Consider the following 25,670-nt stretch of genomic DNA (forward strand, 5'->3'; position numbering starts at 1 on the left):
CCCGTCGCCTCGCCACGGCCCCTGGTCAGGCCGTCCCGCCGCGACCCGCGCCGCCGGTCGCACCACGCCGAAAGGCGCAGACTACCGGCCCGCGGCGACCGATCCGGTACGCCCCGCCCGGTTTCAGCCCCCGTGGTACAGATTCTGCGTCGGCTCCACCCCACGGGTGATCACCGACTCCACCACGTCCGCCGCACGGTCGACGAGGAACTCCAACTCCTTGCGCTCGACGGCGCCGAAGTCCGACAGCACGTAGTCCGCCGGATCCTGCCGACCCGGCGGCCGACCGATGCCGAACCGGACCCGCACGTAGTCCTTCGTACCCAACGACTTCGACATCGAGCGCAGCCCGTTGTGCCCACCCTCGCCGCCGCCGCACTTCACCCGCACCTGCCCGTAGGCGATGTCCAGCTCGTCGTGCACCGCGACCACCTGACCCGGCGCCACCTTGTAGAACTGGGCCAGCGCCGCCACCGGCCCGCCGGACAGATTCATGTACGTCAGCGGCTTCACCAGCACCAGCCGCGGACCCCCGAAGCCCAGCCGCCCCTCGGCCACCTCCGCCACCGCCCGACGGTGCCGCCCGAACTTCGCGCCCACCCGCCCGGCCAGCAGGTCCGCCACCATGAACCCGACGTTGTGCCGGTTACCCGCGTACTCCCGGCCCGGGTTGCCCAGGCCGACCAGCAGCCACGGCCCCGCCTCGTCCGTCACGACCCGCCCTCTCCCGCGTCAGTCCCACCCGACCCCGATACGCCGACAGGCGCCCCCGAACCCGCGGGGACGCCTGTCGCACGTGATACGCGACCTCGATCTCAGGCCTCGGTACGCGCCTCGGCGTTCTCCTCGCCCTCGGCGCCCGGAGCGGTCTCGGCACCCTCGGACTCCTCGGTGACCTCGCCGACCTCGGCCTCTTCCTCCTCGGCAGCCACCTCGACCTCGGGCAGCGTCGCCTCGAGCTGCTCCGCCGTCGGCGCGGCGGTCACCGTGGCGACCGGCAGCTCCGGGTCGGCGGCCAGCTCGACGCCGGCCGGCAGCGTCACGTCGGCGGCGGTGATCTGGACGCCCGGCTCGGCACCCTCGATCGACGCCTCCAGGTGGTCCGGCACCTTCGTGGCGTCCGCGGTCACCGACAGGGTGTCGTGGTCGTGCACGATCAGGGTGTCCTTCGCGGCCTCACCGGTCAGCTCGACCGGAACCTCGACGGTGACCTTCTCGCCCCGGCGGACCAGCAGCAGGTCCACGTGCTCGAAGGTGTCCTTGATCGGGTCACGCTGGATCGCCTTCGGCAGCGCCAACACCTGGGTGCCGTCGCTCACGTCGATCGCGAAGAGCTGGTTGGCGCCGCCCTTGCGGATCGCGGCCGCGAACTCACGGGCCGGCAGCGCGATGTGCTTCGGCTTCTCGCCGTGGCCGTACAGCACGGCGGGCACCTTGCCGGCCCGGCGGGTACGACGGGCACCACCCTTGCCGAACTCGGTACGGGGCTCGGCGCTGATCTTTACCTCGGACACGGGGAAACTCCTGATGCTTTCGCTGCGGCGGCTTGTCGACTGGCGGTGCTGGGGCGAGGGGCTCGCTGGGGCTCATGCGTCATGAACGACTGCCCGGAGCACCGCGTCGATGACGGTGCCTCCGTGCGGCGCTTCGTCAGCGGCCCGCCGGGCACCCTCGCCGTGGCAACCGCACCAGTCTACCCGAGCCGAATCCCGGCCCTCCGCCAGTCCCCGGATCACCGCCGCCGACCGCGAAGAACACGGCCGGGACGGCGCGCCAGGTCAGCTCAAACCACCGAAAAGGGTGGTCACCGAGCCGTCGTCGAAGACCTCCCGGATCGCCCGGGCCAGCAGCGGCGCGATCGACAGCACGGTCAGCTTGTCGAGCTGCTTCTCCGGCGGCAACGGCAGCGTGTTGGTGACCACGACCTCGCTGATCGGGCTGTTCTTCAACCGCTCGGTCGCCGGATCCGACAGCAACGCGTGGGTGGACGCGACGATCACGTCAGCGGCACCGGACTCCTTGAGGATGTCCGCCGCCCGGCAGATCGTGCCACCCGTGTCGATCATGTCGTCGACGATCAGGCACACCCGGCCCTCCACGTCACCGACCACCCGGTTCGCCACCACCTGGTTCGGCTTGAGCGGGTCACGGGTCTTGTGGATGAACGCCAGCGGGCAACCGCCGAGCCGGTCGGTCCACCGCTCCGCCACCCGCACCCGGCCCGAGTCCGGCGCGACGACCGTCATCGGCCGGCCCGCGTACCGGCGCTCCACGTACTCGGCCAGCACGTCCATCGCGAACAGATGGTCGACCGGCCCGTCAAAGAAGCCCTGGATCTGGGCGGTGTGCAGGTCCACCGTGAGGATGCGGTTGGCCCCGGCAGTCTTCAACAGGTCGGCGATCAGCCGAGCCGAGATCGGCTCCCGACCGCGGTGCTTCTTGTCCTGCCGCGCGTATGGGTAGAACGGCAGCACCACCGTGATCCGCTTCGCCGACCCGCGCTTCAGCGCGTCGATCATGATCAGGGTCTCCATGACCCACGTGTTCACGCCGTGCGTGACGGACTGCACCACGAAGGCGTCCGAACCACGCACCGAGTCCTTGAACCGTACGAAGATCTCACCGTTGGCGAACTCGTACGCGTCGGCGGGCGTCGGCGCGACGCCGAGCACCTCTCCGATCTCCTTGGCCAGCTCCGGAAACCCACGTCCGGAGAAGAGCATCAGGCTTTTGCGGTTTTCGGCGACGATGCTGCCCATGGGCCCGTCTGCTCCCGTTGGTCGGTGTGGCACCCGGCGCGGAGGTGGTGGGCCGGGGACTATTCGGTTGCAGTATCTCCCGCGGCGGACGCCCCGCCCACCGACTCGGCATCCCCGTGGATTGCCTCACCCTCACTTGCGGCACGCGCCCCGCCCGGCCCACCCTCGGCCGCCCTCTGCGCCCGCTCCGCCGCCGCCGCGGCCACCGTCCCGGCCCGCTTGCGAGCCACCCAGCCCTCGACGTTGCGATGCGGAGCCCGGGTCACACCCAACGCCCCCGGCGGCACGTCCTGCGCGATCGCGCTCCCCGCCGCCACGTAGGCCCCGGCGCCCACCTCGACCGGCGCGATCAGGGTGGTGTCACAGCCGACGAACGCCCCCTCGCCGACGATCGTCCGGTTCTTGTTGACCCCGTCGTAGTTCACGAAGATCGTCGCCGCGCCGATGTTCGCCTTCGCCCCGATCGTCGCGTCACCGACGTACGACAGGTGCGGCACCTTCGCGCCCGGGCCGACCTCGGAGTTCTTCACCTCGACGAACGTGCCGACCTTCGACTTCTCGGCCAGCTTCGCGTCCGGCCGCAGGTACGCGTACGGGCCGACGCTGGCCCCCGGGCCCACCTCGGCGCCGATCGCGTGGCTCCGCAGCACCGTCGCGCCCGCGCCGATCACCGTGTCGACCAGCGTCACGTCCGGGCCGACCACCGCGCCGGTGCCGACGACCGTGCCGCCCCGGAGCTGGGTGTTCTGGTCGACCACCGCGTCCCGGTCCAGCGCCACGGTCACGTCGATCCAGGTGGTCTCCGGGTCGAGCAGGCTCACCCCGGTGCGCATCCACGCCTCGTTGACCCGGTCGCGCAGCAGCCGGCGCAGCGCCGCCAGCTCGACCCGGTCGTTGCAGCCCAGCGTCTCCACGTGGTCCGCCGCGACGTGCACGGTCACCGGCTCACCCGCCGAGCCGAGCAGCCCGAACACGTCGGTCAGGTACTCCTCGCCCTGGTCGTTGTCGGTGGAGAGCTTGCCCAGCGCGTCCCGCAGCCGGACCACGTCGAACGCGTAGATGCCGGCGTTGATCTCCCGGATCGCGCGCTGCGCCGGGGTCGCGTCCCGCTCCTCGACGATCTGCTCCAGCCGGCCGTCGGCGGCCCGCACGATCCGGCCCAGGCCGGTCGGGTCGGGCACCTCCGCGGCGAGCACCGTCGCCGCCGCGCCCTCCTCCTCGTGCGCCTGCACCAGGGCGCTCACCGTCTCCGACCGCAGCAGCGGCACGTCCCCGTTGATCACGACCACGGTGCCGGAGGCGTCCGGTACGGCCTCCAGCACGATCCGCACCGCGTGCCCGGTGCCGAGCTGCTGCGCCTGGAGCACCGGGGTGGCGTCGGGGGCGATCTCGGCGAGGTGGGCGCGGACCTGGTCCGCGCCGTGGCCGACCACCACCACGGTGCGGTCCGCGGCCAGCGGCGCCGCCGCGCTCAGCACGTGGCCGAGCAGCGTACGACCGAGCAGCGGGTGCAGCACCTTGGGCAGCGCCGACTTCATCCGCTTGCCCTCACCGGCGGCGAGCACGACAACGGTGCGGAGGTGGGGCTGGGACACGACGTGGGCTCCCGTCGGGACGGCGGACACTCTCGCGCCATGCTAACCAGCCAGAAAGCGCCGGCTGGCACGGCCACGGCGAAACGCGATGGACCAGCGTGAGCTGGGGTGCCTGGATTCGAACCAGGAGCTCAAGGCTCCAAAGGCCTGCGGGTTGCCGTTACCCCACACCCCATTGAATGTCAAGCCTAACGACCCGCCGAATCGACGCCCGTGCCGCCTGCTTTCCGGAACAGCTCGGCGATCATACCTTCGATCCGCCAGTAGAGCTCGCGACTGCGTGGCACGTTGATCACGAGACAGCCGTGGTAGTCGGCGCCGACGTTGCGGCGGACGGTGGTCGGCCGGTGTTTCTTCACGGTCGGCCGGCCGAAGCGGTCGGGCGGCAGGCCGAGCCGGCGCGCCCACCACGTGGTCGCGGCGTCGGCGTCGGCCGTCTCGTGGATGCTGACCCGGTAGCTGGGCACCGACCGGTCGACGCCACACGTCTCGAGGAAACGCAGGAACAGCGCCAACAGGCCCGGATCGCTGTTGACGAGCTGCACGTGGTCGTCCCGTCGCCACGGCTTCGACTTGGTGCCCTCGCACCAGTAGACGGCCGCGCCGAGGAGCAGCAGATCCCGGTCGTCGAGCGACCCGACCGTCGTCGCGGCCCGTTCGTGCTGCCCGGCGCGGGCCGCGTCCCGCTCCGCCCGGTGCGCCGCCCACCGGGCATCCGCCGCTGCCTTCATCCGGGCCCGGCCACCCGCCCGGGTGATGTCGTCGTCCGGCCGGGCCGGCAGGTGGCGCACCCACTGGTACGCGGTCGATTTCGCCACCCCGAGGCGGGCAGCGATGTCCGGGACCGAGCAACCGCTGGCCCGCAGCTCGATCGCCCGGGCACGCAGGTCGTCCTTCGCATTGGGTCGGCGGGTCCACTCGGGCGGCGGAACGCCGCGCAGCAGCTCGTACACCCGGTTGCGGCCGAGGCCGGTGCGGGCCCGGATCTCACGGACGGAGAGCCCGTCGACGGCGCGCAGGCGGCGCACCTCGTCGGGGGTCGGATCGCTCATTTCCCGGACGTTAGGGGGCCGGTACGACGGAGCCGGATCGTGAACTTCCCCGTGCGATCTACGGTTGCGTAAGTTACGGTGACGTAGGCGTAACTTCGTTGATCTTCCCCATCCCCTTGCTGCGAGGTGCCATGTCCACCACTCTGCTCGAACCCAAGGCCCCCGGACCGAAGCCACTCACCCAGGGCAGCCAGTCACCCGGCATCCTGGCCGCCCTCTGGGCGTTCGTGGTGATTCCCTTCGTGGCGCTGATCGCCGCCATACCGGTGGCCTGGGGCGGTTGGCTGAGTTGGACGGATGTCGGCATCGCCGGCTTGTGGTATGTGGTCTCGGGGCTGGGCATCACGGTCGGCTACCACCGCTACTTCACGCACGGCTCGTTCAAGGCCCGGCGCTGGCTGCGGGCCACGCTGGCGGTCTCCGGCTCGCTCGCGGTGCAGGGCGAGATCATCCAGTGGGTGGCCGACCACCGGCGCCACCACGCCTTCTCGGACCTCGAGGGTGACCCGCACTCGCCGTGGCGGTTCGGAGAGAACGTCCGGGGCCTGACCCGGGGCCTGTTCCACGCGCACGTCGGCTGGCTCTTCAACCGCGAGCTGTCCAACCGGGAGCGGTTCGCACCGGACCTGATCGCCGACAAGGACATCAACCGGGTGGACCGGCTCTTCCCGGTGCTGGTGACGATCTCCGTGCTCGGCCCGGCGCTGATGGGTGGCCTGCTGACCTGGTCGTGGCAGGGCGCGCTGACCGCGTTCTTCTGGGGCGGCCTGGTCCGCATCGCGCTGCTGCACCACGTGACCTGGTCCATCAACTCGGTCTGCCACGTCTACGGAGAGCGCCCGTTCGCCATGCGTCAGGGTGACCGGGCGGCGAACTTCTGGCCGCTGGCGATCCTGTCCTTCGGCGAGAGCTGGCACAACCTGCACCACGCCGACCCGACGTGCGCCCGGCACGGTGTGCTGCGCGGCCAGGTGGACATCTCGGCCCGGGTGATCTGGCTCTTCGAGAAGATCGGCGCGGCGTACGACGTCCGCTGGCCGAAGCCCGAGCGGCTCGCGGCGAAGCTGGTCTCGCCGACCGCGAGGTAATGCGGGCGATGATCCGGGTGGTTACCTGGCAGTATGGCCGGGTGACCGAACCGAGCGGGGGGCGCGCCGGCAGGCCCGGCGAGAGGGGGGCCGGGCCCGCGGTGGATACGGTCGGTTGGCGCGACAGCGCCTTCCGACCGAACGCCAGTGAGGCGGCGACGTGAGCGGGCAGAGCGGAGACACCATCCCACGGCAGGGCGTCACCGAGCGCCAGCGAGGTGACGAGATGGCGGATGTCCCAGGCAGTCAGGGCGGCAGCGACCGGCGACGCGCGGTCCCGGCTGCGGGCAAGCCCGCGTCGCGGGTACGCATGTCGGCGGCCCAGCGCCGCGAGCAGCTGATCTCGATCGGTCGGCAGCTCTTCGCCGAGCGCGGGTTCGACGCCACGTCCATCGAGGAGGTGGCGGCGCGGGCCAAGGTCTCCAAGCCGGTGGTCTACGAGCACTTCGGCGGCAAGGAGGGGCTCTACGCGGTGGTCGTGGACCGGGAGGTCCGGGCGTTGCTGGACCGGATCACCACGGCGCTGACCGCCGGGCACCCGCGGGAGCTGCTGGAGCAGGCCGCGATGGCGCTGCTGGGCTACATCGAGGAGGAGACCAGCGGGTTCCGGGTGCTGGTCCGCGAGTCGCCGGTGGGGTCCGCGACGGGCAACTTCAGCAGCGTGCTCAACGACGTGGCACACCAGGTGGAGCACATCCTGGGCGCGGAGTACAAGAGCCGGGGGTACGACCCGAAGCTGGCGGAGCTCTACTCGCAGGCGCTGGTGGGCATGGTGGCGTTGACCGGCCGCTGGTGGCTGGAGGTCCGCAAGCCGCGCAAGGAGACCGTGGCGGCCCACCTGGTCAACCTGGCCTGGAACGGGCTGTCCCACCTGGAGTCGAAGCCGACGCTGATCACCTCGCGGGGCCGCTGAGCCTCCTCGGTGCCGCTGGGCCCCGGTGCCGCTGAGCCCCGGTGCCGCTGAGCCCCGGTGCCGCCGGGCCCGACCGGCGGGCCGGCGGCGCGGTGGCGGCACCGGTGGGTGTCAGCGGGTGTGCGCCTCGGAGACGGGGTGCTTGCGGTGGCGGCGTGCCGCCTCCGCGTGCTCCGGCGGGCCGACCTTGTCGTAGAGGCCGGTGCCGAGCAGCACCAGGCCGAACAGCATCGACACGATGACGGTCGACATGGAGAAGTTCAGGAAGTTCGCGTCGGTCTGCAGCACGGACATCATGAGGATGCTGGTGACGAGGAAGATGATCCCGGCGGTCAGGTTCATGTAGTGGCCGAGGTTGGTCCGTCGGGACGCGCCGACCAGCAGGAAGGCGCCGAAGATCACCGAGGCCAGCGAGAACGCGAGGTTGGTGCGGAGCCCCAGCACCCAGTTGCTCTCCCGGCCGAAGAGCGACTCGCCGGCGGTCTGCACGACGCCCCAGACGCCGAAGACCAGAATGTAGAGCCCGATGACACCGGAGAGGACCCGGTAGATCGGTCTCGCCGGATGGTTCACCGGAAAGTGCGCCATGACCCCTCGCCTCCGCCCGAGTTGACCGGTTCCGGAGGATTGTCACCCGCGGCGACGGGGGTTGTCCGGCGAACCCGTTTTCGCCGGGGCCCGACCTGGGGACGGATCATGCGTGGCCGTCCGCGGCGGGTCGGGCTCCGGCGAGAACCGGAAGCGCGTGCCGGCGATCAGAGAACCAGGCGGGCCTTCTCGAAGGCCTGCTTCTCCTCGTCGCTGCCGACCTTGCCGTACATGCCGACCATCAGCAGGACCAAGCCGGCCACCATGAGCACGATGACGGTGCCGATGCTGAAGTTGAAGAGGTTCGCGTCGGTCCGGATGAAGGCGAGCCCGCCGAGGCTGATCGCCATGAGGGCGTACGCCAGCCACTGGTTGATCACGACGTCGATGTTGCGGCCGAGCGCGGTGCCGGCCAGCACCAGCACCCCGAGCAGGACGCTGAGCAGCGAGAAGCCGAGGTTGGTGCCCTGACCGAGGATCTGGGTGTCGTCCTGGGCGAAGATCTCGTTGCCGGCGGTCTCGATGATGCCGAGCGCACCGAAGACCACCAGGTACAGACCGGTCAGCCCGCCGATCGCCCGGTAGATCGGCCGCGCGGGGTGGTTGACGGGGGTGTGGGCCATGTCTGAGTCTCCAACGCCGTTCGGGTGAGGGTCGCCGACGATTGTCCCGCACGTCGGCATGTGACGCCGCACACGGGGCCCCACCTGCGTGGCGGCGGCTCGACGGCGACGACCCGGGCGGGGGTCGGCTCCGGTCAGTCCGCCGGCAGTTCCTCGGCGAGGGCCAGCCAGGCCTCCTCGGTGCGCTCCCGCTCGGCGCGCAGGTCCTTGAGCTGGGCGTCCAGCTCGGCGACCTTCGCGTAGTCGGTGGCGTGCGCGGCGAGCTGGTCGAGCAGTGCCGTCTCGCGCTGCTCGAGCTTGCCGATCTGCCGCTCCAGGCGGGCCAGCTCCTTGCGGGCCTGCCGCACCTCGGCCGCGGACATGCCGGCGCGGGCCGGTGCCTCCGGGGTGGCCGCCGGCACGGCCTCGGCGCGGGCGGACCCGGGCAGGGTGGCGGCCCGGTCCAGGTATTCCTCCACTCCGCCGGGCAGGTGCACCAGCCGACCGTCGCCGAACATCCCGTACGCGGCGTCGGTGACCCGCTCGATGAGGTACCGGTCGTGGCTGGCCACGATCACCGTGCCCGGCCACGAGTCGAGCAGGTCCTCGAGCGCGGCGAGGGTGTCGGTGTCCAGGTCGTTGGTGGGCTCGTCGAAGAGGAGCACGTTCGGCTCGCCGGCGAGCAGCCGCAGCATCTGCAGCCGGCGCCGTTCGCCGCCGGAGAGGTCGCCTACCGGGGTCCAGAGCCGCCGGTCGTCGAAGCCGAAGACCTCGGCGAGCTGGGCGGCGGAGATCTCCCGGTCGCCGAGCTGCACCCGGCGGGCCACCTCCTCGACCGCCTCCAGCACCCGCAGCTGGACGGGGAGTTCGGCCAGTTCCTGGGAGAGGAACGCGGGTCGGACGGTGGAGCCGGTGACGAACCGGCCGCCGTGCGGGTGGGTGATGCCGGCGAGCATCCGGAGCAGGGTGGTCTTGCCGGCGCCGTTGGCACCGAGGATGGCGATCCGGTCTCCGGGGCCGACCTGCCAGGTGGCGTCGTGCAGGATCTCCTTGGGGCCGGCGTGCAGGGTGACCTGCTCCAGGTCGTACACCTGCTTGCCGAGCCGGGCCGTGGCGAGCCGTTGCAGCGACATGGTGTCGCGCGGCGGTGGGACGTCGGCGATCAGCGCGTTGGCCGCGTCGATGCGGAAGCGGGGCTTGGAGGTCCGGGCGGGCGGGCCGCGCCGCAGCCAGGCGATCTCCTTGCGGAGCAGGTTCTGCCGGCGGGCCTCGGTGGCGGCGGCGACTCGCTCCCGCTCGGCGCGGGCCAGCGTCCAGGCGGCGAAGCCGCCGTCGTACGCCCGGACGGTCTGGTCGGCGACCTCCCAGGTGGTGGTGCAGACGGCGTCGAGGAACCAGCGGTCGTGGGTGACGACGACGAGCGCGCCCTTGCGGGTGAGCAGGTGCCGGGCCAGCCAGTCGACGCCGCCGACGTCGAGGTGGTTGGTGGGCTCGTCGAGGATGAGCAGGTCGGAGTCGCGCACCAGCAGCGCGGCGAGCGCGACGCGGCGCCGCTCGCCGCCGGACATCGGGCCGACCGGCTGGTCGAGGCCGAGGTGGGGCATGCCGAGGCCGTCGAGGATGGCGCGCACTCCGGCGTCGCCGGCCCACTCGTGCTCGGCGCCCATGCTCTCGTCGAGCCATTCGGTGCCGAGCACCACGTCCCGGACGGTGGCGTCCGGGGCGAGGGTGAGGTTCTGCGGCAGCCAGGCGACCCGCAGGTCCCGGCGGTGGGTGACGCGGCCGTCGTCCGGCTCCTCGGTGCGGGTGAGCAGCCGGAGCAGGGTGGACTTGCCGGCGCCGTTCAGGCCGACGACGCCGATCCGGTCGGCGTCGTCGAGGCCGAGCGAGACGTCGGTGAGCAGGGCACCGGCGGCCCCGTAGCCCTTGGACACCCGGTCCAGGTTGACGATGTTGGCCACGACCTACCTTCCATGATCAAAGCGTCCCGGTGCCGGCGGGCACGGGACGCCTGGTCTTCCAGGGTACGCGGGCCTCCCGAGATCCACGCGTCCGGCGGGACCGCCCGCGTCCCGCGCGGCGCACGTCAAGATCCGCGCAACATCCCGACGTTGCTGCCTTCCTCGCCCGGGAGGCGGCAACGTCCGCGACAGTGTGCGGATCTTGGGTGGTCCGGCCGCCGGGCGGGGCCGGTGAGGCGGGGGCCGGTGAGGCGGGGGCCGCGCGGGCGTCAGACGATCCGGGCGCCGGCCACCGGCCCGTGGGCGACGCGGACCTCGCGGCACACGCCGGCCGCGGTCAGGTCGGCGGCGACGCGGCCGGCGTGTGCCTCGTCGCTGGCGAGGAAGACGCAGGTCGGCCCGGAGCCGGAGACGATGCCGGCGAGCGCGCCGGCCGCCTCGCCGGCCTTGAGGGTGTCGGCGAGCGCGGGACGCATGGCGAGGGCGGCGTCCTGGAGGTCGTTGCCCAGTGCGGCGGCGAGCACCCGCGGGTCCCGCTGCCGGAGTGCGGCGAGCAGCCGGTCGGTGCTGCCCAGCGGCGGGCCGGCGGTGCCGGCCTCGCGGAGCCGGTCGAGTTCGGCGTAGGCGGCCGGGGTGGAGAGGCCGCCGTCGGCGATGCCGACCACCCAGTGCCAGGAGGTGGGTCGGGCGAGCACGGGGCTGACCGCCTCGCCACGGCCGGTGCCGAGGGCGGTGCCGCCGTGGATGAGGAACGGCACGTCCGAGCCGAGGTCGGCGGCGATGCCGGCCAGTTCGTCGCGGGAGAGGCCGGTGCCCCAGAGCGCGTCGCAGGCGACGAGCGCGGCGGCCGCGTCGGCGCTGCCCCCGGCCAGCCCGCCGGCGAGCGGGATCTGCTTGCGCAGGTGCAACCGGGCGTGCGGGAGCACACCGGCGTAGCCGGCCAGGGCGTGGGCGGCGCGGATCACCAGGTTGGTGTCGTCCAGGGCCAGCTCGCCGGTGCCCTCGCCCTCCATGGTCAGGGTGAGGGTGTCACCCCGGCGGGCGGTGAGCTCGTCGTGGATGGAGATGGCGTGGTAGACGGTGTTCAGCTCGTGGTAGCCGTCGCGGCGCAGCGGGCCCACCCCGAGGTGCAGGTTGACCTTGGCGGGCACCCGGACCTTCACCGGGCCGCTGGCTCCGCGCCGCTCGTCCTCGCCCTCCGGTCGCCAGGCCTCGGTCACGGGGTGACGTCCCGGATGTCGAACGGCTTGTCCACGATCAGCTCCTCGGCGGCGTCGGCGACCGGCTCGTACCGGCCGTCGACCAGGTCGTACGCGTACATGTGCGGCGGATTCGGCCCGATCCGCCGGTGGTGGATGACGCCGGCGGCGGCGGGCACCGGGCCAGCCTACTGCCCGGCGGGGGCGGGGGCCGGAGCCGACGCGGCGATGGCGGCGAACTGCTCGACGGTGAGCGACTCGCCGCGGGCGCCCGGGTCCACGCCGGCGGCGGTGAGCGCGGCGGCGGCCCGGTCCGCGCCGCCCGCCCAGCCGGCGAGGGCCGCGCGGAGGGTCTTGCGGCGCTGGGCGAACGCCGCGTCCACCACCGCGAAGACCTGCTGCCGGGCCACGTCGGAGCGGGGCGGTTCGCGCCGGGTGAAGGCGACCAGTCCGGAGTCGACATTCGGTACCGGCCAGAAGACGTTCGGCGGGACCTTGCCGGCGGCCCGGGCCCGCGCGTACCAGGCGAGCTTGACCGACGGGATGCCGTACACCTTCGAGCCGGGGCCGGCGACGAGCCGGTCGGCGACCTCCTTCTGCACCATGACGAGGCCGTGCCGCAGGCCGGGAAGTTCGGCGAGCAGGTGCAGCACCACCGGCACGGCCACGTTGTAGGGCAGGTTCGCGACCAGCGCGGTGGGGGCCGGGTCGGCGAGGTCGGCGGCGGTGACCCGCAGCGCGTCGGCGCGGTGCACGGTGAGCCGGCCGGCGTCCGGGCCGGCGTGCCGCGCGGCCGTCTCCGGCAGCGCCCCGGCCAGCACCGGGTCGATCTCCACGGCGTGCACGTGCGCGGCGGCCGGGAGCAGGGCCAGGGTGAGTGAGCCGAGCCCGGGGCCGACCTCCAGCGCCACGTCCTCGGGCGTGAGCCCGGCGGCGGTGACGATCCGGCGCACGGTGTTCGGGTCGTGCACGAAGTTCTGGCCGAGCTTCTTGGTGGGGGCGACGCCCAGGCGGGCGGCCAGGTCGCGGATCTCCGCCGGGCCGAGGAGACCGGTCATACGGTGCAGCGTAGCGGCGGCCGGCGGCCGTCCCCGGTGGCGGGGCGTCCGGGTCATCCGCCGGGGCGCAGCAGCCCGGACTCGTACGCCAGCACGACGAGTTGCGCCCGGTCCCGCAGCCGCCGCTTGGCCAGCAGGTTCGCCACGTGGGTCTTCACGGTGCTCTCGGCGAGGAACAGCTCCCCGGCGATCTCGGCGTTCGACAGTCCCCGCCCGACGAGCCGCAGGACGTCCGTCTCCCGGGCGGTGAGGTCGGCCAGGTTGGGCGGGACGCGGCTGCCGGGGGCGGGGCGGCTGAGGAACTCCTCGAGCAGCCGGCGGGTGATCGCCGGGGCGAGCAGGGCGTCGCCGGTCGCCACGGTGCGGACGCCGAGCGCGAGTTGCTCGCGGGGCACGCTCTTGAGCAGGAAGCCGGAGGCGCCGGCGCGCATTGCCTCGTAGACGTACTCGTCGAGGTCGAAGGTGGTGAGCATCAGGACGCGTGGGTTGCCGGGGAGCGCGACCACCCGCCGGGTCGCCTCGATGCCGTCGAGCAGCGGCATCCGCACGTCCATCAGCACGACGTCCGGTGTGGTGCGCCGGGCCTCCTCGATGGCGGCGAGACCGTCGGCGGCCTCGCCGACGACCGCCATGTCCGGTATCGCGCCGAGGATCGCCGCCAGTCCGTGCCGGATCAGCGTCTCGTCGTCGGCGATCAGCACCCGGATCATGCCGTGGCCACCGGCAGTCGGGCCCGGACGCGGAAGCCGGCGGACACGTCCAGTTGCAGGCTGCCGCCACAGAGCGCCACCCGTTCCCACATGCCGATCAGGCCCCGGCCGGTTCCGCCGGTGCCGCGCCGGGGCGTCCCGTCGTCGTGGACGTCGATGTCGAGCGCGTCGGGCGTGTGCTGGAGCCGGACGACGACCTCGCCGCCGTCGGAGTGCCGGAGCGCGTTCGTCAACGACTCCTGGACGAGCAGGCAGGCGGCCAGTTCGACGCCCCGGTCGAGCGGACGGTTACGCCCGGCGATCTCCAGTCGGACGGCGAGGCCGGCCGCGCGGAACCTCCCGATCAGCGCGTCGAGCTGCGTCAGTCCGGGCTGGGGTGCGAGTTCGGCGCGGGTCGGGACGACGTCGTCGTCGTTGAGCAGTCGCAGCAGTCGGGCCAACTCGACCAGGGCCGAGCGGGACGCGTCGGCGATCGCGTCGAAGGCGGCCCGGGCGCTCGCGGGTTCCCGGTCGACGAGTTGGTGACCGGCTTCGGCCTGCACCGCGATCACGCTGACCGTGTGCGAGACCAGGTCGTGCAGTTCACGGGCGATCGACCGGCGTTCGGCGGCCACCGCCGCCCGGGCCTGCTCGTCCCGGGTGGCCTCGGCCTGGGAGGCGCGCTGAACCGCCGCCACGCCGTCGAGCCGGCGTCGGCGGTAGGCGGCGCCGATGGCGGTCGGTGCCACGACGAACAGCACGATCGACGGCACCACGTTGGCGAGGGTGTCCGACGGGTCCAGCAGGATCGCGACGACCATGCCGCCCGCCTGCGTCGCGGCGGCCACCGCGGCCCAGCGCAGCGAGGCGTACGCGCCGGCGGAGAACGCCGCGACCAGCACCGCGATCAGTCCGGCCACCTCGTCGGGCGGTTCGCCGCCCAGCGCCAGGGCGACGACCACTGCGGTCACCGCGGTCGCCACCGGCACGGGGTACCGGCGACGCAGCACCAGCACGGTGGTCGCCAGGACCACGCCGACGAGGTGCTGGACGCGGATCCCGCCGCGCAGCTCTCCGACCATCACCTCCACCAGGCCGAGGGCGCAGAGCGCGATCGCCGGGGCGACATCGGTCAGCAGGCGGTGCGGGCCGGGGGTGGTTGCCATGGCGGCAGCGTAGGTGCGGGGACGCGCTGTTCGCCTCCTCCTGTCGTACCGGTGCCCGCCGCCCGGTTCCGCCGGCTGGCGGAGGCGATCACGACCTCGGGCGGGGGTGGCGGACGGCCCGCGTCCCTAGCGTCGGGGTCCGGCGCCGCGACGACGGCGCCGGCCGGCAGCGAGCCGGCTCATCCGACGTACGCAGGAGCTCACCATGACCGATCGACCTGCCCGGCCGGCTCGGCTGCTTGCCGCCGCCCTGGTCGCCGCCCCGCTGCTCACCCTCGCCTCCGAGTTGGTCGTGCCCCGCGACAACACCGAGAACCCGGTCGACGAGCTGGCCCTGATCGCCGACCACAGTGGGGCGTTCCTCGCCGCCGACCTGATGTACTTCGCCGCGATGGTCCTGTTCGCCGTCGGGATCCGCGGCGTGATGGGCCTGGTCACGGGCCGGGGGCGCACGTTCGTACGGGTGGCGGGGAGCATGGCCTTCCTCGGCGCGGTGGCCCTCGCCGCCCACGCGGTGCTGCTGCTCGCCCTGCGGGACCTCGCGCTCGCCCCGGACCGGACCGCGATGGCCGCGGCCAACGGAGTGATCTCCGAGGGGAACGCCGCCATCGTGGTGCTGGTGCTGCACCTGTTCGGCTTCGACCTGGGCCTCACCCTGTTCACGGTCGCCGCGTGGCGGGCCCGCCTCGTGCCGGCGTGGGCCGCCCCGCTCGGTTTCCTCTGCCTCGCCGGTGACTTCTCGCCCGGGTCGTACAACGGAGTCCTGCTCGGGCTCGCGGCCACGGCCGCCTTCTCGGTGCTCGCGTCCGGGGTCCTCCGGCGCACCGGGACCGGGTCGGTCGCCGCGCCAACGCCGGTGCCGGCTGCGGCGTGACGCGGCGTGGGGTGGGGCCGTGTGCGCGGCCTCACCCCGCGCCGTCACCAGGGGCCGAAGACGCGCTCGCCGGTGGCCGAGATGGCGGCGCACAGCTCGTCCAGGTCCGCGCCGGTGGTGGCGGCGAGCGAGCGGACGGTCAGCGGGATGAGGTACGACGCGTTGGGCCGGCCGCGGTGCGGCATGGGGGTGAGGTAGGGCGCGTCGGTCTCCACCAGGATCTGGTCGAGCGGGGTCAGCGCGGCCGCCTCCCGGAGCGCGCCGGCGCTGCCGAAGGTGACGGTGCCGGCGAAGCTGAGCAGGTAGCCGCGGCGGACGCACTCGGCGGCGAAGTCGGCGTCGCCGGAGAAGCAGTGCAGGACGACGGTGTCGGGCGCGCCCTCGTCGTCCAGGATGCGCAGCACGTCGGCGTGCGCCTCCCGATCGTGGATGACCAACGCCTTGCCGTACCGCTTGGCGATGGCGATGTGCGCGCGGAAGCTCTCCTCCTGGGCGGCGCGCCCCTCGTCGCCGGTGCGGAAGAAGTCCATCCCGGTCTCGCCGACGCCACGCACCCGGTCCCGGGCGGCCAGCGTCTCGATCTCGCGCAGCGCCTCGTCCAGATCGGGGAGGCGAGGCGCCTCGTTCGGGTGCAGGGCCACGGTCGCCACCACCGCCGGGTACCTGTCGGCGGTCTGCGCGCCCCAGCGGGAGGAGGACACGTCCACCCCGACCTGCACCAGCCGGTCGACCCCGACTCCGGCGGCGACCGCGACGGCCGCGGCGACCGGGTCGTCGGCGGGGCCGCCGCCGGGCATGCCGGCCTCGCTGACCGTGATGTCCAGGTGGGTGTGGCTGTCGAGCACCGGGTGGGGCAGCGGCTCGGGCGCCGGCGGGAACTCGCCGGCGCGCCGGGCGGCCCGGTCGCGGCGGGATTCGGTCCGCCCGGTCGTCTGTTCGGTTGGCTCGGTCATCCACCAAAGGATCACACACTGGGGGTGTCCACCCGCCCGCCACCCGCAGTTCACCTCGGCTACCCAGGGCGACTCTACGGTCGCCCGGTGAGCGAGCCGTGGGCACAGCGAGGTGAGCACCTGAGCGTCACTCCTCAGGCCAGCGAAAACGCGGGTGACCGGACCGGGCTGCGGGTGGCGTACGGCGGCGGCGTCTACCCGGCCGAGGAGATCGCCCGAGGCGCCGCGTACGAGTTGTTCAGCGCCGACGAGGTGGCCGGCTTCGAGTGGGCGCCCCGCCCCGGCTCGGTGCTGCCCTGGCGCCGGTTCGTGCACGCGACGGAGGTGACCGCGGTACACGGTGCGCCGCCGCCGGCCGAGGAGCCGGAGGCGGCGCTGATGATGCCGGCGCACCGGGAGCGGGGCTGGTCGCAGATGCACCAGCTCAGCCAGCGTCCGGACGCCGCCGGGGACCCGGTGCTCGGCGCGATGCGCGCGTCGGCGGTCGTCCGGCGGGGCACCCGGATGGTCAAGATCCTGTCCGCGCGCCAGCTCGCCGGGTACGTGCGGGGGTGGCTGCCGCACGGCTTCTGCTACCGCGAGTACGACATCGCCCACCTGCGCACGCCGGCGGCGACGACGCTGTTGCGTACCGACGGCGAGGTGGGCCGGGACGGCGTAGAGGTGGCGTACGCGCTGCGCTGGCGGGCCGCCGACCCGGTCGACTACGACGTGCCGGTGGGCGACGGGCACCGGGGGCTGGGCGCGCTGCCACCCCGGGACCGGTTGGGCCCGCCGGTGCTCGGCACCGGCTTCGTGCCCAGCAGCAGCCAGCTGATCCCGGAGTTCGTCACCCGCGACTTTGCCGACCTGCCGATGCCGGCGAACGCCACCCTGCTCGCCTACCCGGCGGAGGGGGTCGAGGTGGTGCTGTACACCTACCAGGCCGAGCAGCGGGGCTGGCTGCGGATGGTCGGCCCGCAGTGGCGGCACCTGCTCGCCGCGGTGCCGGGCCTCTCCCCGGATCAGGAGTACGTGCCGACCGGGGACGCGCCCCGCTCCACCCAGCTCGTCGGCACGTACGGCGGCAACGAGTACGAGGCGGTCGCCGACATGCCCGGCGGGTTCCGGGTGCTGGCGATGACCCGGGCCGCCCGCTACCCGGTCGACGCGGTGGCCCGGCGGCTGCGTTTCGCGCAGTGGCGCGGCGTGCCCTGCCTCGTGCTGCGCGAGGAGGCGGGCTGGCTGCGGCTGCGCCTGCGCCGGCCGGATCCGGACGCCGTGGCCGTGACGGCGGCACAGTGCCACGACCGGGGCATCTACGAGGTCTGGGCACCGGGCGCAGAGGTGACGAACGACGAGGTGACGCACGTCCCGTACGCGCTGTAGGCGGCGACGGCCGGTCGGGGCGCGGGGCATATCGACGGGTGGGGCGGGAATGCGCCGGGCGAGGAGACAACCGCCCGACATCAGGAGAAGAGCATGCCGTTCATCACCGTGGGGACGGAAAACTCGGCACCCATCGACCTCTATTACGAGGACCACGGCTCCGGTCAGCCGATCGTGCTGGTCCACGGTTTTCCGTTCAACGGGGCGACCTGGGAGAAGCAGACCATCCCGCTGCTGAACGCCGGATACCGGGTCATCACGTACGACCGGCGCGGTTTCGGAAATTCGGCGCAGCCGACGATGGGGTACGACTACGACACCTTCGCCGCCGACCTGGACGTGCTGATGACCGAACTGGATCTGCGCAACGCGATCCTGGTCGGCCACTCGATGGGCACCGGTGAGGTGACCCGCTACCTCGGCGCGTACGGCTCGCAGCGGGTGAGCCAGGCGGTGCTGCTGTGTCCGCTGGCGCCGTACCTGCTGAAGACGCAGGACAACCCGGAGGGTGTCGAGAAGAGCCTCTTCGATGGCTTCCAGCAGGCGATCCTCGCCGACCGGTTCGCCTACCTGACCCAGTTCTGCGACGCGTTCTTCAACTACAAGGAGAACAAGGGGAAGCTGGTCAGCGAGGAGGCGTACCGCGGGCACTGGCAGATCGGCGCGCGCGCCTCGGCGAAGGGCACGCACGACAGTGTGGGCGCCTGGCTGACCGACTTCCGGGGCGACCTGCCCAACATCGACGTGCCGGTGCTGATCGTGCAGGGCGAGAAGGACAACGTGCTGCCGTTCGCCAAGACCGGGCAGCGGTTGCAGCCGATGCTCGCCGGCAGCCAGTTGGTGACGCTGAAGGGCGCTCCGCACGGCATTCCATGGACGAACGCCGACGAGGTCAACAAGGCGATCATGAACTTCATCGGCTCGCCGGCCATGGCCCGCGCCTGACGCCTCGCCGGTGGCGCCCGGTGCGGGCGCGGCCGGCCGACGTCAGAAGAAGGTGCGGCCCCGGGGGTGCCCCGGGGCCGCACCGTCGTGACGGAACTCAGCCGGCCAGCCGGGCCAGCTCCTCGTCGACGATCGACGGGTCGAGCTTGCGGAACACCGGCTTCGGCGCCGCGAGCGCCCGGCCCACCTCCAGGGGTACGGACTCCCAGCGCGCGCCCTGCGTGTAGTCCCCGGTCAGCACCGGGTACGACGGCCCGCCGTCGAGGTCGTCGACCTGCACGATCTGCGGCATCGGCGCGTGCACGCCGGTGCCGCCGAGCAGCTCGTGCACCTTCTGCGCGGAGTGCGGCAGGAACGGGGTGAGCAGGGTGTTGGCGTCGCTGACCACCTGGAGGGCGACGTGCAGGATGGTGCCCATCCGGGGCTTGTCGGCCTCGTCCTTGAGCTTCCACGGGGCCTGCTCGGACAGGTACCGGTTCGCCTCGGCGACCACCTTCATGGCCTCGCCGATGGCCTGCTTCTGCCGGTGCCGGCCGATCAGGTCGCCGACGGTGGCGAAACCGGCCCGGGCGGTGGCGAGCAGCGACTCGTCCGCCTCGGTGAGACCGGCCGGGTCGATCGGCGGGATCGCCCCGAAGTTCTTCGCCGCCATCGAGATGGACCGGTTGACCAGGTTGCCCCAGCCGGCGACCAGCTCGTCGTTGTTGCGGCGGAGGAACTCCGCCCAGGTGAAGTCGGTGTCGTTGCTCTCCGGCCCGGCGACCGCGATGAAGTAGCGCAGCGCGTCGGCGTCGTAGCGCTCGAGGAAGTCGCGGACGTAGATGACGATCCGGCGGGACGAGGAGAACTTCCGCCCCTCCATGGTGAGGAACTCGCTGGAGACCACCTCGGTGGGGAGGTTGAGGCGACCCAGGTCACCCGGCTCGCCGTCGCGCGCGCCCTCCCCGGAGTAGCCGGCGAGCAGCGCCGGCCAGATCACCGAGTGGAAGACGATGTTGTCCTTGCCCATGAAGTAGTAGGTCTCGGCGTCCTTGCCGGCCCCGTCGGTGGACCACCACCGCCGCCACGCCTCCGGGTCGCCGGAGCGGCGGGCCCACTCGATGGACGCGGAGAGGTAGCCGATCACGGCGTCGAACCAGACGTAGATCCGCTTGTCCGACCGGTCGCGCCACCCCTCCAGCGGGATCGGCACACCCCACTCCAGGTCCCGGGTGATCGCCCGGGGCTGGAGGTCGTCGAGGAGATTCTTCGAGAACCGCAGCACGTTCGGCCGCCAGCCCTCCCGACTGTCCAGCCACTGCCGCAGCACGTCGGCCAGGGCGGGCAGGTCAAGGAAGAAGTGCTCGGTCTCCACGAACTCCGGCGTCTCACCGTTGATCTTCGACCGTGGGTTGATCAGGTCGATCGGGTCGAGCTGGTTGCCGCAGTTGTCGCACTGGTCGCCGCGGGCACTGTCGTAGCCGCAGATCGGGCAGGTGCCCTCGATGTAGCGGTCGGGCAGGGTGCGACCGGTGGACGGCGAGATCGCCCCCATCGTCGTCTTGGGCACGATGTAGCCGTTGCGGTACATCCCCTCGAACAGCTCCTGCACCACCGCGTAGTGGTTGCGGGTGGTGGTGCGGGTGAACAGGTCGTACGACAGGCCGAGCCCGTGCAGGTCCTCGACGATCACCCGGTTGTACCGGTCGGCCAGCTCGCGCGGGGTGACCCCCTCGGCGTCGGCCTGCACCTGGATCGGGGTGCCGTGCTCGTCGGTGCCGGAGACCATGAGCACGTCGTGGCCCGCCATCCGCATGTACCGGCTGAAGACGTCGGAGGGAACGCCAAAACCGGAGACGTGGCCGATGTGGCGCGGGCCGTTGGCGTACGGCCAGGCAACCGCCGCGAGAACGTGACTCATGACCAGCAAGCCTATCGACCCGCGCCGGGCACCTGCGAACCAATAGGGGTGCGGGGGCGTCGTGGGGTCGGCGGACCGGTCGACCGGGCTCGACCTTTGGTCCGATTTGTTCCCGACACGCGCCTGACCTGCCCGATCCGCCCCCGGCACCGGTGTGCAATGAACATCGTGACTGGCAGACGAGCGGCCCGGGACCAGGACCAGCGCCCCACCGGGGCGGACGGCCGCCCCGACCCGCCCGGCGACGCCGGCGCGACCGGACCGGGGCCGGCGGCCGGCGGGAACGGGCCCACGGGGGGCCCGACCCGCCGCCGGACCGGCCGGGGCGGACCGAACCGGGGCCCGTCGGTCGCCCCACAGCCCCGCCCGGTACCCGGCCCCGACCCGGCCACCCCGCCGAACCAGGCCACTCCGCCGAACCAGGGCACACCGCTGAACCAGGCCACGCCGCCGGACCAGGGCACACCGCCCGCCCTGCCCGTGACCTCCGCGCGGACGGCGCCGCCGGCCCGGACCCGATCCGCATCGACCGCACCGCCGGCACCGACCGCGCCGACCGCACAGCCCCGGCCCGCTCCCGAAGCCGACGGTTCCCGGCCGCCCGCACAGTCCACCGGTACCGCGGAGGCGACACCGCCGAGGGCGGCGGGCCGGGCCCGGCCCACACCACCGGCCCAGGCCCGGCCCGCTCCCTCGGCCGAGGACCCACCGCCGCCGAGGCCGGCACCACGAGGGCGGGCCACGCCCGCGCAGGCGGACCGGCCCTCGCCGGGCCCGTCCGTGCCGACCCCGGCACCGCCGCCGCCCAGCCCCACCCGGCCAGGGCCGGCACCCTCCCCGATCCGACCCGGCCCGGTGCCGGCGCCGGCCCGCCGCCGGCCCGGCGGGCCGGCCGCGCCGCCCAAGGGCCGCCCGGTCGAGGGCCGACGGGTCGAGGACCGGCCACTCGACGGCCGACGGGTCGAGGACCGGCCAGTCGAGGACCGGCCAGTCGAGGACCGGCCAGTCGAGGATCAACGGGTCGAGGACCGGCCAGTCGACGGCCGGCTGGTCGAGGACCGGCCGGTCGAGGATCAACGGGTCGAGGGCGGGCCGGTCGAGGACCGACGGATCGGGGGCCGGCCGGCCGAGGAGCGGCCAGTCGACGGCGGACCCGGGCTGCCGGACGGCGAGCCGTCGGCGGCGACGGCCGGCGAGGACGGGCCCGCGCCGTCGCGCACGCACGAACCGGCGCCACCGCCCGGCGCTGGTGTGTCCGCGCCCGACGCGGCGCCCGAGCAGCCCGGTGCGGCCGCCCCCGAGCTGGAGCCGACGACCGGGGCGCCGGTGGACGCGCTACCGCGACGGGCGCCGGTCCGGCAGCCGAAGCGGCGGCGGCGCGCCGGCCGCGCCTCCGACGGCGGCACGGCGGAGGACGACGACCCGGCGTTCTGGCCGCCGATCGAGGAGGTGCACTGGGACGGCACGCCCATCCGGGCGGAGCCGCCGCACGAGCGGGATCGGCAGGCGCGGGACGACCCGGCCCGGCGACGCCGGGCGGAGCGGGCGCCCCGCCCGCCGGATCCGCTGCCGGGGCTCGCCGTGCTGCTGTCGCTGAGTCTGGTCGCGGCCTTCTTCGGGTGGGTCAGCGCGGGCCCGCTCTGGGTCGCGATGGGCCACGCCACCGGTGGCACGGTGGTCATCGCCGACTGCACGGGCGGGGGCCTCACCCAGCGCTGCCGCGGCATCTTCACCGCCGACGGCGGTCGCTTCATCGCGCACGGGGTCCGGGTCAGCGGCGTGCCGGCCGAGCGCGCCAAGCCCGGCACGGCGCTGCCGGCGCGGATGACCGGCCCGAAGGGCGGCACCGCGTACGCCGACACCGGCCTGGCCCAGCACCTGCGCTGGCTGCTCGGCCTGCTGGTGGTGGCGGCCTGCGGCGCCGGGATCGCCCGGTGGACCGGCGCCACGCTCCTGACGGGTCGACGGGCCCGGCGCTGGGCGGTCGGTGCGGCGTTCGCCGGGCCGGCGCTGATCGCCCTCGGTTTCCTCGTCGCCGCCTGGTGACCGGTGGCCGGCCGGGCCGGCGGCCGCGAACCGGTGAGCTGGCGGGGCCACTCCGTCAGCGGTGCACGACGCCGTAGACGTCGCGCCGGCGCAGGCCGTAGCTGGTGGCGACGTCGCTGATCGCGTCCCGCCGGGAGAGGCCGCCCGCTTCCCGGTCGGCGACCGCCGCGCGCAGCGTGTCGTCGTCGGGGCGTTCCGCGGGGGTCGCCGGTGCGCCGGCCACCACGAGGGTGATCTCGCCGCGCGGCTCCCCGTCCACCGCCCAGCGGGCCAGGTCGCCCAGTGGGCGGCGGAGCACCTCCTCGTACGTCTTGGTGAGTTCGCGGCAGAGCGCGGCCGGGCGATCCGCGCCGAACGCGTCCGCCAGGTCGGTCAGCGCGGCGGCGACGCGGTGCGGCGCCTCGAAGAGGACGAGGGTGCGCGGCTCGCTGGCGAGTTCCCGCAGCCGGGACCGGCGGGCGCCGGGCGAGCGGGGCAGGAACCCCTCGAAGCAGAATCGGTCGCAGGGCAGCCCGGAGAGGGCGAGGGCCGTCGTGACGGCGCTCGGGCCCGGTGCCGCGGTGACCGGCGCCCCGACGTCGAGGGCGGCCCGCACCAGGCGGTAGCCGGGGTCGGAGACGCTCGGCATGCCGCCGTCGGTGACCAGCGCGACCAGGTAGCCGGCCTGGATGACCTCGACGAGTTCCGGCGTACGCCGCTCCTCGTTGCCCTCGAAGTAGGAGACGATCCGGCCGGGGATCGTGACGTCGAGGTCCCGGGCGAGCCGGGTCAGCCGGCGGGTGTCCTCGGCGGCGACCACGTCCGCGGTCGCGAGCACCTCGCGGAAGCGGGCGGACGCGTCGGCCGGGTTGCCGAGCGGCGCGCCGAGCAGGACGAGGCGCCCGACATCCGACATATCACCCACGGGTTGCGCTCCTCGATCGTCAACGGTTCCGGTATCGGGGACGACGGGCGCCACCGGCCACCTTCGCAGCCTACGATCGCCGGGTGACGAGTGCGTCGACAGCACAGAGCGCGAGCGCGGACCGCACGGGCGACGGCCCGGCGGTCGAGGTGACCACCGTGCCCCCGGCCGACGACGGCGGGGTCGCCGGCGTGGTCCGCGGCCGGCTGGCCACCGTCGACGCCCGGCTCGACGGGTGGTCGTGGCTGGCCACCGGCGTGGTGGTGCTCATCGCCGGCATCCTGCGCTTCGTCGGCCTCTCCCACCCGAGCGGCAAGATCTTCGACGAGACCTACTACGCCAAGGACGCGTACGGCCTCATCGCGCGTGGCGTCGAGTGGAACTACAAGGACGGCAACGCGTCGTACGTGGTGCACCCGCCGCTCGGTAAGTGGCTCATCGGCCTCGGCGAGTGGGCCTTCGGCTACCAGGACGCGGAGAGCCGGATCTCGGTGCCCGGGCACCTGGTCACCACGGCGCCGGAGTTCGGCTGGCGCTTCTCGGCGGCCGTCATCGGCACTCTCTCGGTGCTGCTGCTGGTGCGGATCGGCCGGCGGATGTTCCGGTCCACCGCGCTCGGCTGCGCCGCCGGGCTGCTGCTCGCCCTGGACGGCTTCCACCTGGTGCTCTCCCGCACGGCGCTGCTCGACATCTTCCTGCTCTTCTTCGTGCTGGCCGCGTTCGGCGCCCTGGTGCTCGACCGGGACGCGCGGCGCCGGCGCTGGGCGCGGGCGCTGGACGCCGGGCTGGATCCGTCCCGGCCGGGGCGGGCCGGGCGGCCTGCGACGGGTTGGCGGGGCTGGCCGTGGTGGCGGCTCGCCGCGGGGGTGCTGCTCGGCTGCGCCTGCGCGGTGAAGTGGAGCGCGCTCTACTTCGTGCCGGCGTTCGTGCTGCTGGCGCTGCTCTGGGAGGTCGGGGTGCGCCGGTCGGCCGGGGTGCGCCGGCCGTGGCGGGACGCCGTGCTCGACGAGCTGCCCTGGTTCGCGCTCGCGGGCGTGCTGATGGTGGTCACCTACGTCGCCACCTGGTCGGGCTGGCTGCTCACCGACGACGGTTACTACCGGCTCGCCGCGAACTACCCGGGCGCCCCGCTCAGCGACACGCCGGTGATCGGGCCGCTGATCAACCTGTTCGAGTACCACAAGGCGGCGTACGGCTTCCACACCGGCCTGGACGACCCGCACAAGTACCAGTCCTGGCCGTGGCAGTGGTTGCTGCTCGGCCGGCCGGTCGCGTTCCACTGGTCCGGCGACGGCGGCTGCGGGGCGGCCAGCTGCGCGGAGGAGATCCTGCTGCTCGGCACGCCGCTGCTCTGGTGGTCGTTCCTGCCGGCGCTGGTGGCGCTGGCCTGGCTCGGCCTGGCGCGGCGCGACTGGCGGGCCGGCGCGATCCTGCTCACCGTGGCCGCCGGCTTCCTGCCGTGGTTCTGGTTCGCCCTCGACGGTCGGACGATGTTCTCGTTCTACACCGCGCCGGCTGTGCCGTTCCTGGTGCTGGCCGTGGTCTACGTGCTCGGTGCGATCGCCTCGCCGGCCGCGGCGAGCGCCGGCGCGCCCAGGGCCCTCGCACCGGGTGACGCGGGGTACGACCGCCGCCTGGTCGGCAGCCTCGTGGCAGGCGCGTACGTGCTGCTGGTCGCGCTCTGCTTCGCGTACTTCTACCCGATCTTCGTGGGCCGGCTGATGCCGTACGCGGACTGGGCGGCCCGGATGTGGCTGGACGGCCGCTGGATCTGAGCGGTCGGCGGCGATGCTCCACCGCCGCGTCGGCCGATCGAACCGGGGTGCCGGGTGTCCCGGCTGCGGCGATGCCGCGCGGTCGCCCGCACCGACAAAGACGCGCGCCCCGATCGCCTGCCACGGGGGAAGCGGGCGATTGGGGCGCGCAAGAGAAGAATAACCACCGCGCACCACCGGCACAACGGGTCGACTTGGGTCAGATTTCTGACGGATGCCCGCCCGACGATCCGGC

The 25,670-nt window shown here is 73.5% G+C and carries 23 protein-coding genes and 1 tRNA gene; 7 read left to right on the forward strand and 17 right to left on the reverse strand.

From position 1 onward, the window contains the following. Window positions 1–123 precede the first annotated feature (123 nt). The 6 genes from pth to O7603_RS17875 form a co-directional block, all read right to left on the reverse strand. Window positions 124–714, reverse strand: a complete 591-nt coding sequence (gene pth / locus O7603_RS17850; RefSeq protein WP_281570942.1) for an aminoacyl-tRNA hydrolase — start codon at window positions 712–714, stop codon at window positions 124–126. Between the two features lie 101 nt (window positions 715–815). Further along, complete coding sequence (locus tag O7603_RS17855) at window positions 816–1,514, reverse strand: 50S ribosomal protein L25/general stress protein Ctc (RefSeq protein ID WP_281570943.1); 699 nt, start codon at window positions 1,512–1,514, stop codon at window positions 816–818. 264 nt (window positions 1,515–1,778) lie between these two features. Next, window positions 1,779–2,759 (reverse strand): ribose-phosphate diphosphokinase, encoded by a 981-nt coding sequence (locus O7603_RS17860; RefSeq protein ID WP_281570944.1) that lies wholly within the window; start codon window positions 2,757–2,759, stop codon window positions 1,779–1,781. 59 nt (window positions 2,760–2,818) lie between these two features. Then, window positions 2,819–4,354 carry a bifunctional UDP-N-acetylglucosamine diphosphorylase/glucosamine-1-phosphate N-acetyltransferase GlmU gene (gene glmU / locus O7603_RS17865; RefSeq protein WP_348651022.1) on the reverse strand — a complete coding sequence of 512 codons (1,536 nt, stop codon included), beginning with the start codon at window positions 4,352–4,354 and terminating at the stop codon, window positions 2,819–2,821. A 103-nt stretch (window positions 4,355–4,457) separates the two neighbouring features. Next, a tRNA-Gln gene (locus O7603_RS17870) sits at window positions 4,458–4,529 on the reverse strand. A 13-nt stretch (window positions 4,530–4,542) separates the two neighbouring features. After that, entirely contained in the window at window positions 4,543–5,406 is an 864-nt protein-coding gene (locus O7603_RS17875; RefSeq protein ID WP_281570945.1) for a helix-turn-helix domain-containing protein, read from the reverse strand. 131 nt (window positions 5,407–5,537) lie between these two features. On the opposite strand from O7603_RS17875, the gene O7603_RS17880 reads away from it, so the two are divergent. Further along, on the forward strand, window positions 5,538–6,494 hold the full coding sequence (locus O7603_RS17880) for an acyl-CoA desaturase (RefSeq protein WP_281570946.1): 957 nt from the start codon (window positions 5,538–5,540) through the stop codon (window positions 6,492–6,494). Between the two features lie 226 nt (window positions 6,495–6,720). Further along, window positions 6,721–7,407 (forward strand): TetR/AcrR family transcriptional regulator, encoded by a 687-nt coding sequence (locus O7603_RS17885; RefSeq protein ID WP_281570947.1) that lies wholly within the window; start codon window positions 6,721–6,723, stop codon window positions 7,405–7,407. Between the two features lie 111 nt (window positions 7,408–7,518). On the opposite strand, the gene O7603_RS17890 is transcribed toward O7603_RS17885, so the two are convergent. From O7603_RS17890 to O7603_RS17925, 8 genes are all read right to left on the reverse strand, one after another. After that, window positions 7,519–7,995 carry a DUF4383 domain-containing protein gene (locus O7603_RS17890; protein ID WP_281570948.1) on the reverse strand — a complete coding sequence of 159 codons (477 nt, stop codon included), beginning with the start codon at window positions 7,993–7,995 and terminating at the stop codon, window positions 7,519–7,521. A 167-nt stretch (window positions 7,996–8,162) separates the two neighbouring features. Then, entirely contained in the window at window positions 8,163–8,618 is a 456-nt protein-coding gene (locus tag O7603_RS17895; RefSeq protein WP_281570949.1) for a DUF4383 domain-containing protein, read from the reverse strand. 134 nt (window positions 8,619–8,752) lie between these two features. Then, complete coding sequence (locus O7603_RS17900; RefSeq protein WP_281570950.1) at window positions 8,753–10,558, reverse strand: ABC-F family ATP-binding cassette domain-containing protein; 1,806 nt, start codon at window positions 10,556–10,558, stop codon at window positions 8,753–8,755. A gap of 269 nt (window positions 10,559–10,827) precedes the next feature. Continuing rightward, window positions 10,828–11,778, reverse strand: coding sequence for a 4-(cytidine 5'-diphospho)-2-C-methyl-D-erythritol kinase (locus O7603_RS17905; RefSeq protein WP_281570951.1), 951 nt, complete (start codon window positions 11,776–11,778; stop codon window positions 10,828–10,830). After that, on the reverse strand, window positions 11,775–11,936 hold the full coding sequence (locus O7603_RS17910) for a hypothetical protein (protein WP_281570952.1): 162 nt from the start codon (window positions 11,934–11,936) through the stop codon (window positions 11,775–11,777). Before O7603_RS17910 ends, O7603_RS17905 begins: the two co-directional genes overlap by 4 nt. Window positions 11,937–11,945: 9 nt before the next feature. Further along, a complete protein-coding gene (gene rsmA / locus O7603_RS17915; RefSeq protein WP_281570953.1) occupies window positions 11,946–12,815 on the reverse strand; it encodes a 16S rRNA (adenine(1518)-N(6)/adenine(1519)-N(6))-dimethyltransferase RsmA in 870 nt (289 codons plus the stop codon). A gap of 53 nt (window positions 12,816–12,868) precedes the next feature. Further along, window positions 12,869–13,525 carry a response regulator transcription factor gene (locus O7603_RS17920; RefSeq protein WP_281570954.1) on the reverse strand — a complete coding sequence of 219 codons (657 nt, stop codon included), beginning with the start codon at window positions 13,523–13,525 and terminating at the stop codon, window positions 12,869–12,871. Continuing rightward, window positions 13,522–14,670, reverse strand: a complete 1,149-nt coding sequence (locus O7603_RS17925) for a histidine kinase (RefSeq protein WP_281570955.1) — start codon at window positions 14,668–14,670, stop codon at window positions 13,522–13,524. Before O7603_RS17925 ends, O7603_RS17920 begins: the two co-directional genes overlap by 4 nt. A 205-nt stretch (window positions 14,671–14,875) precedes the next feature. Between O7603_RS17925 and O7603_RS17930 the strand changes: the two genes are divergently transcribed. Then, window positions 14,876–15,544, forward strand: coding sequence for a hypothetical protein (locus O7603_RS17930; RefSeq protein ID WP_281570956.1), 669 nt, complete (start codon window positions 14,876–14,878; stop codon window positions 15,542–15,544). 44 nt (window positions 15,545–15,588) lie between these two features. Here O7603_RS17930 and O7603_RS17935 read toward each other — a convergent pair whose 3' ends face one another. Further along, the gene (locus tag O7603_RS17935) at window positions 15,589–16,497 is read right to left on the reverse strand and encodes a TatD family hydrolase (protein WP_281570957.1); all 909 of its coding nucleotides are present in this window, start codon (window positions 16,495–16,497) and stop codon (window positions 15,589–15,591) included. Between the two features lie 120 nt (window positions 16,498–16,617). Between O7603_RS17935 and O7603_RS17940 the strand changes: the two genes are divergently transcribed. Both O7603_RS17940 and O7603_RS17945 read left to right on the forward strand, forming a co-directional pair. Beyond that, window positions 16,618–17,865: a hypothetical protein gene (locus tag O7603_RS17940; protein WP_281576727.1), complete on the forward strand. Its 1,248-nt coding sequence runs from the start codon at window positions 16,618–16,620 to the stop codon at window positions 17,863–17,865. A 93-nt stretch (window positions 17,866–17,958) separates the two neighbouring features. Continuing rightward, window positions 17,959–18,810, forward strand: a complete 852-nt coding sequence (locus O7603_RS17945; RefSeq protein WP_281570958.1) for an alpha/beta hydrolase — start codon at window positions 17,959–17,961, stop codon at window positions 18,808–18,810. A gap of 97 nt (window positions 18,811–18,907) precedes the next feature. Here the strand turns inward: O7603_RS17945 and metG are convergent, their stop codons facing one another. Beyond that, window positions 18,908–20,710, reverse strand: coding sequence for a methionine--tRNA ligase (metG, locus tag O7603_RS17950; protein WP_281570959.1), 1,803 nt, complete (start codon window positions 20,708–20,710; stop codon window positions 18,908–18,910). A gap of 855 nt (window positions 20,711–21,565) precedes the next feature. Between metG and O7603_RS17955 the strand changes: the two genes are divergently transcribed. Further along, complete coding sequence (locus O7603_RS17955) at window positions 21,566–22,756, forward strand: hypothetical protein (protein ID WP_281570960.1); 1,191 nt, start codon at window positions 21,566–21,568, stop codon at window positions 22,754–22,756. A gap of 55 nt (window positions 22,757–22,811) precedes the next feature. Here O7603_RS17955 and rsmI read toward each other — a convergent pair whose 3' ends face one another. Further along, window positions 22,812–23,660, reverse strand: a complete 849-nt coding sequence (rsmI, locus tag O7603_RS17960; RefSeq protein ID WP_281570961.1) for a 16S rRNA (cytidine(1402)-2'-O)-methyltransferase — start codon at window positions 23,658–23,660, stop codon at window positions 22,812–22,814. 83 nt (window positions 23,661–23,743) lie between these two features. On the opposite strand from rsmI, the gene O7603_RS17965 reads away from it, so the two are divergent. Continuing rightward, a complete protein-coding gene (locus tag O7603_RS17965; protein WP_281570962.1) occupies window positions 23,744–25,435 on the forward strand; it encodes a phospholipid carrier-dependent glycosyltransferase in 1,692 nt (563 codons plus the stop codon). Window positions 25,436–25,670: the final 235 nt, after the last annotated feature.

Origin of the sequence: Micromonospora sp. WMMD812 (genome assembly GCF_027497215.1) — a bacterium.
In the GTDB taxonomy this organism is placed as follows: domain Bacteria; phylum Actinomycetota; class Actinomycetes; order Mycobacteriales; family Micromonosporaceae; genus Micromonospora.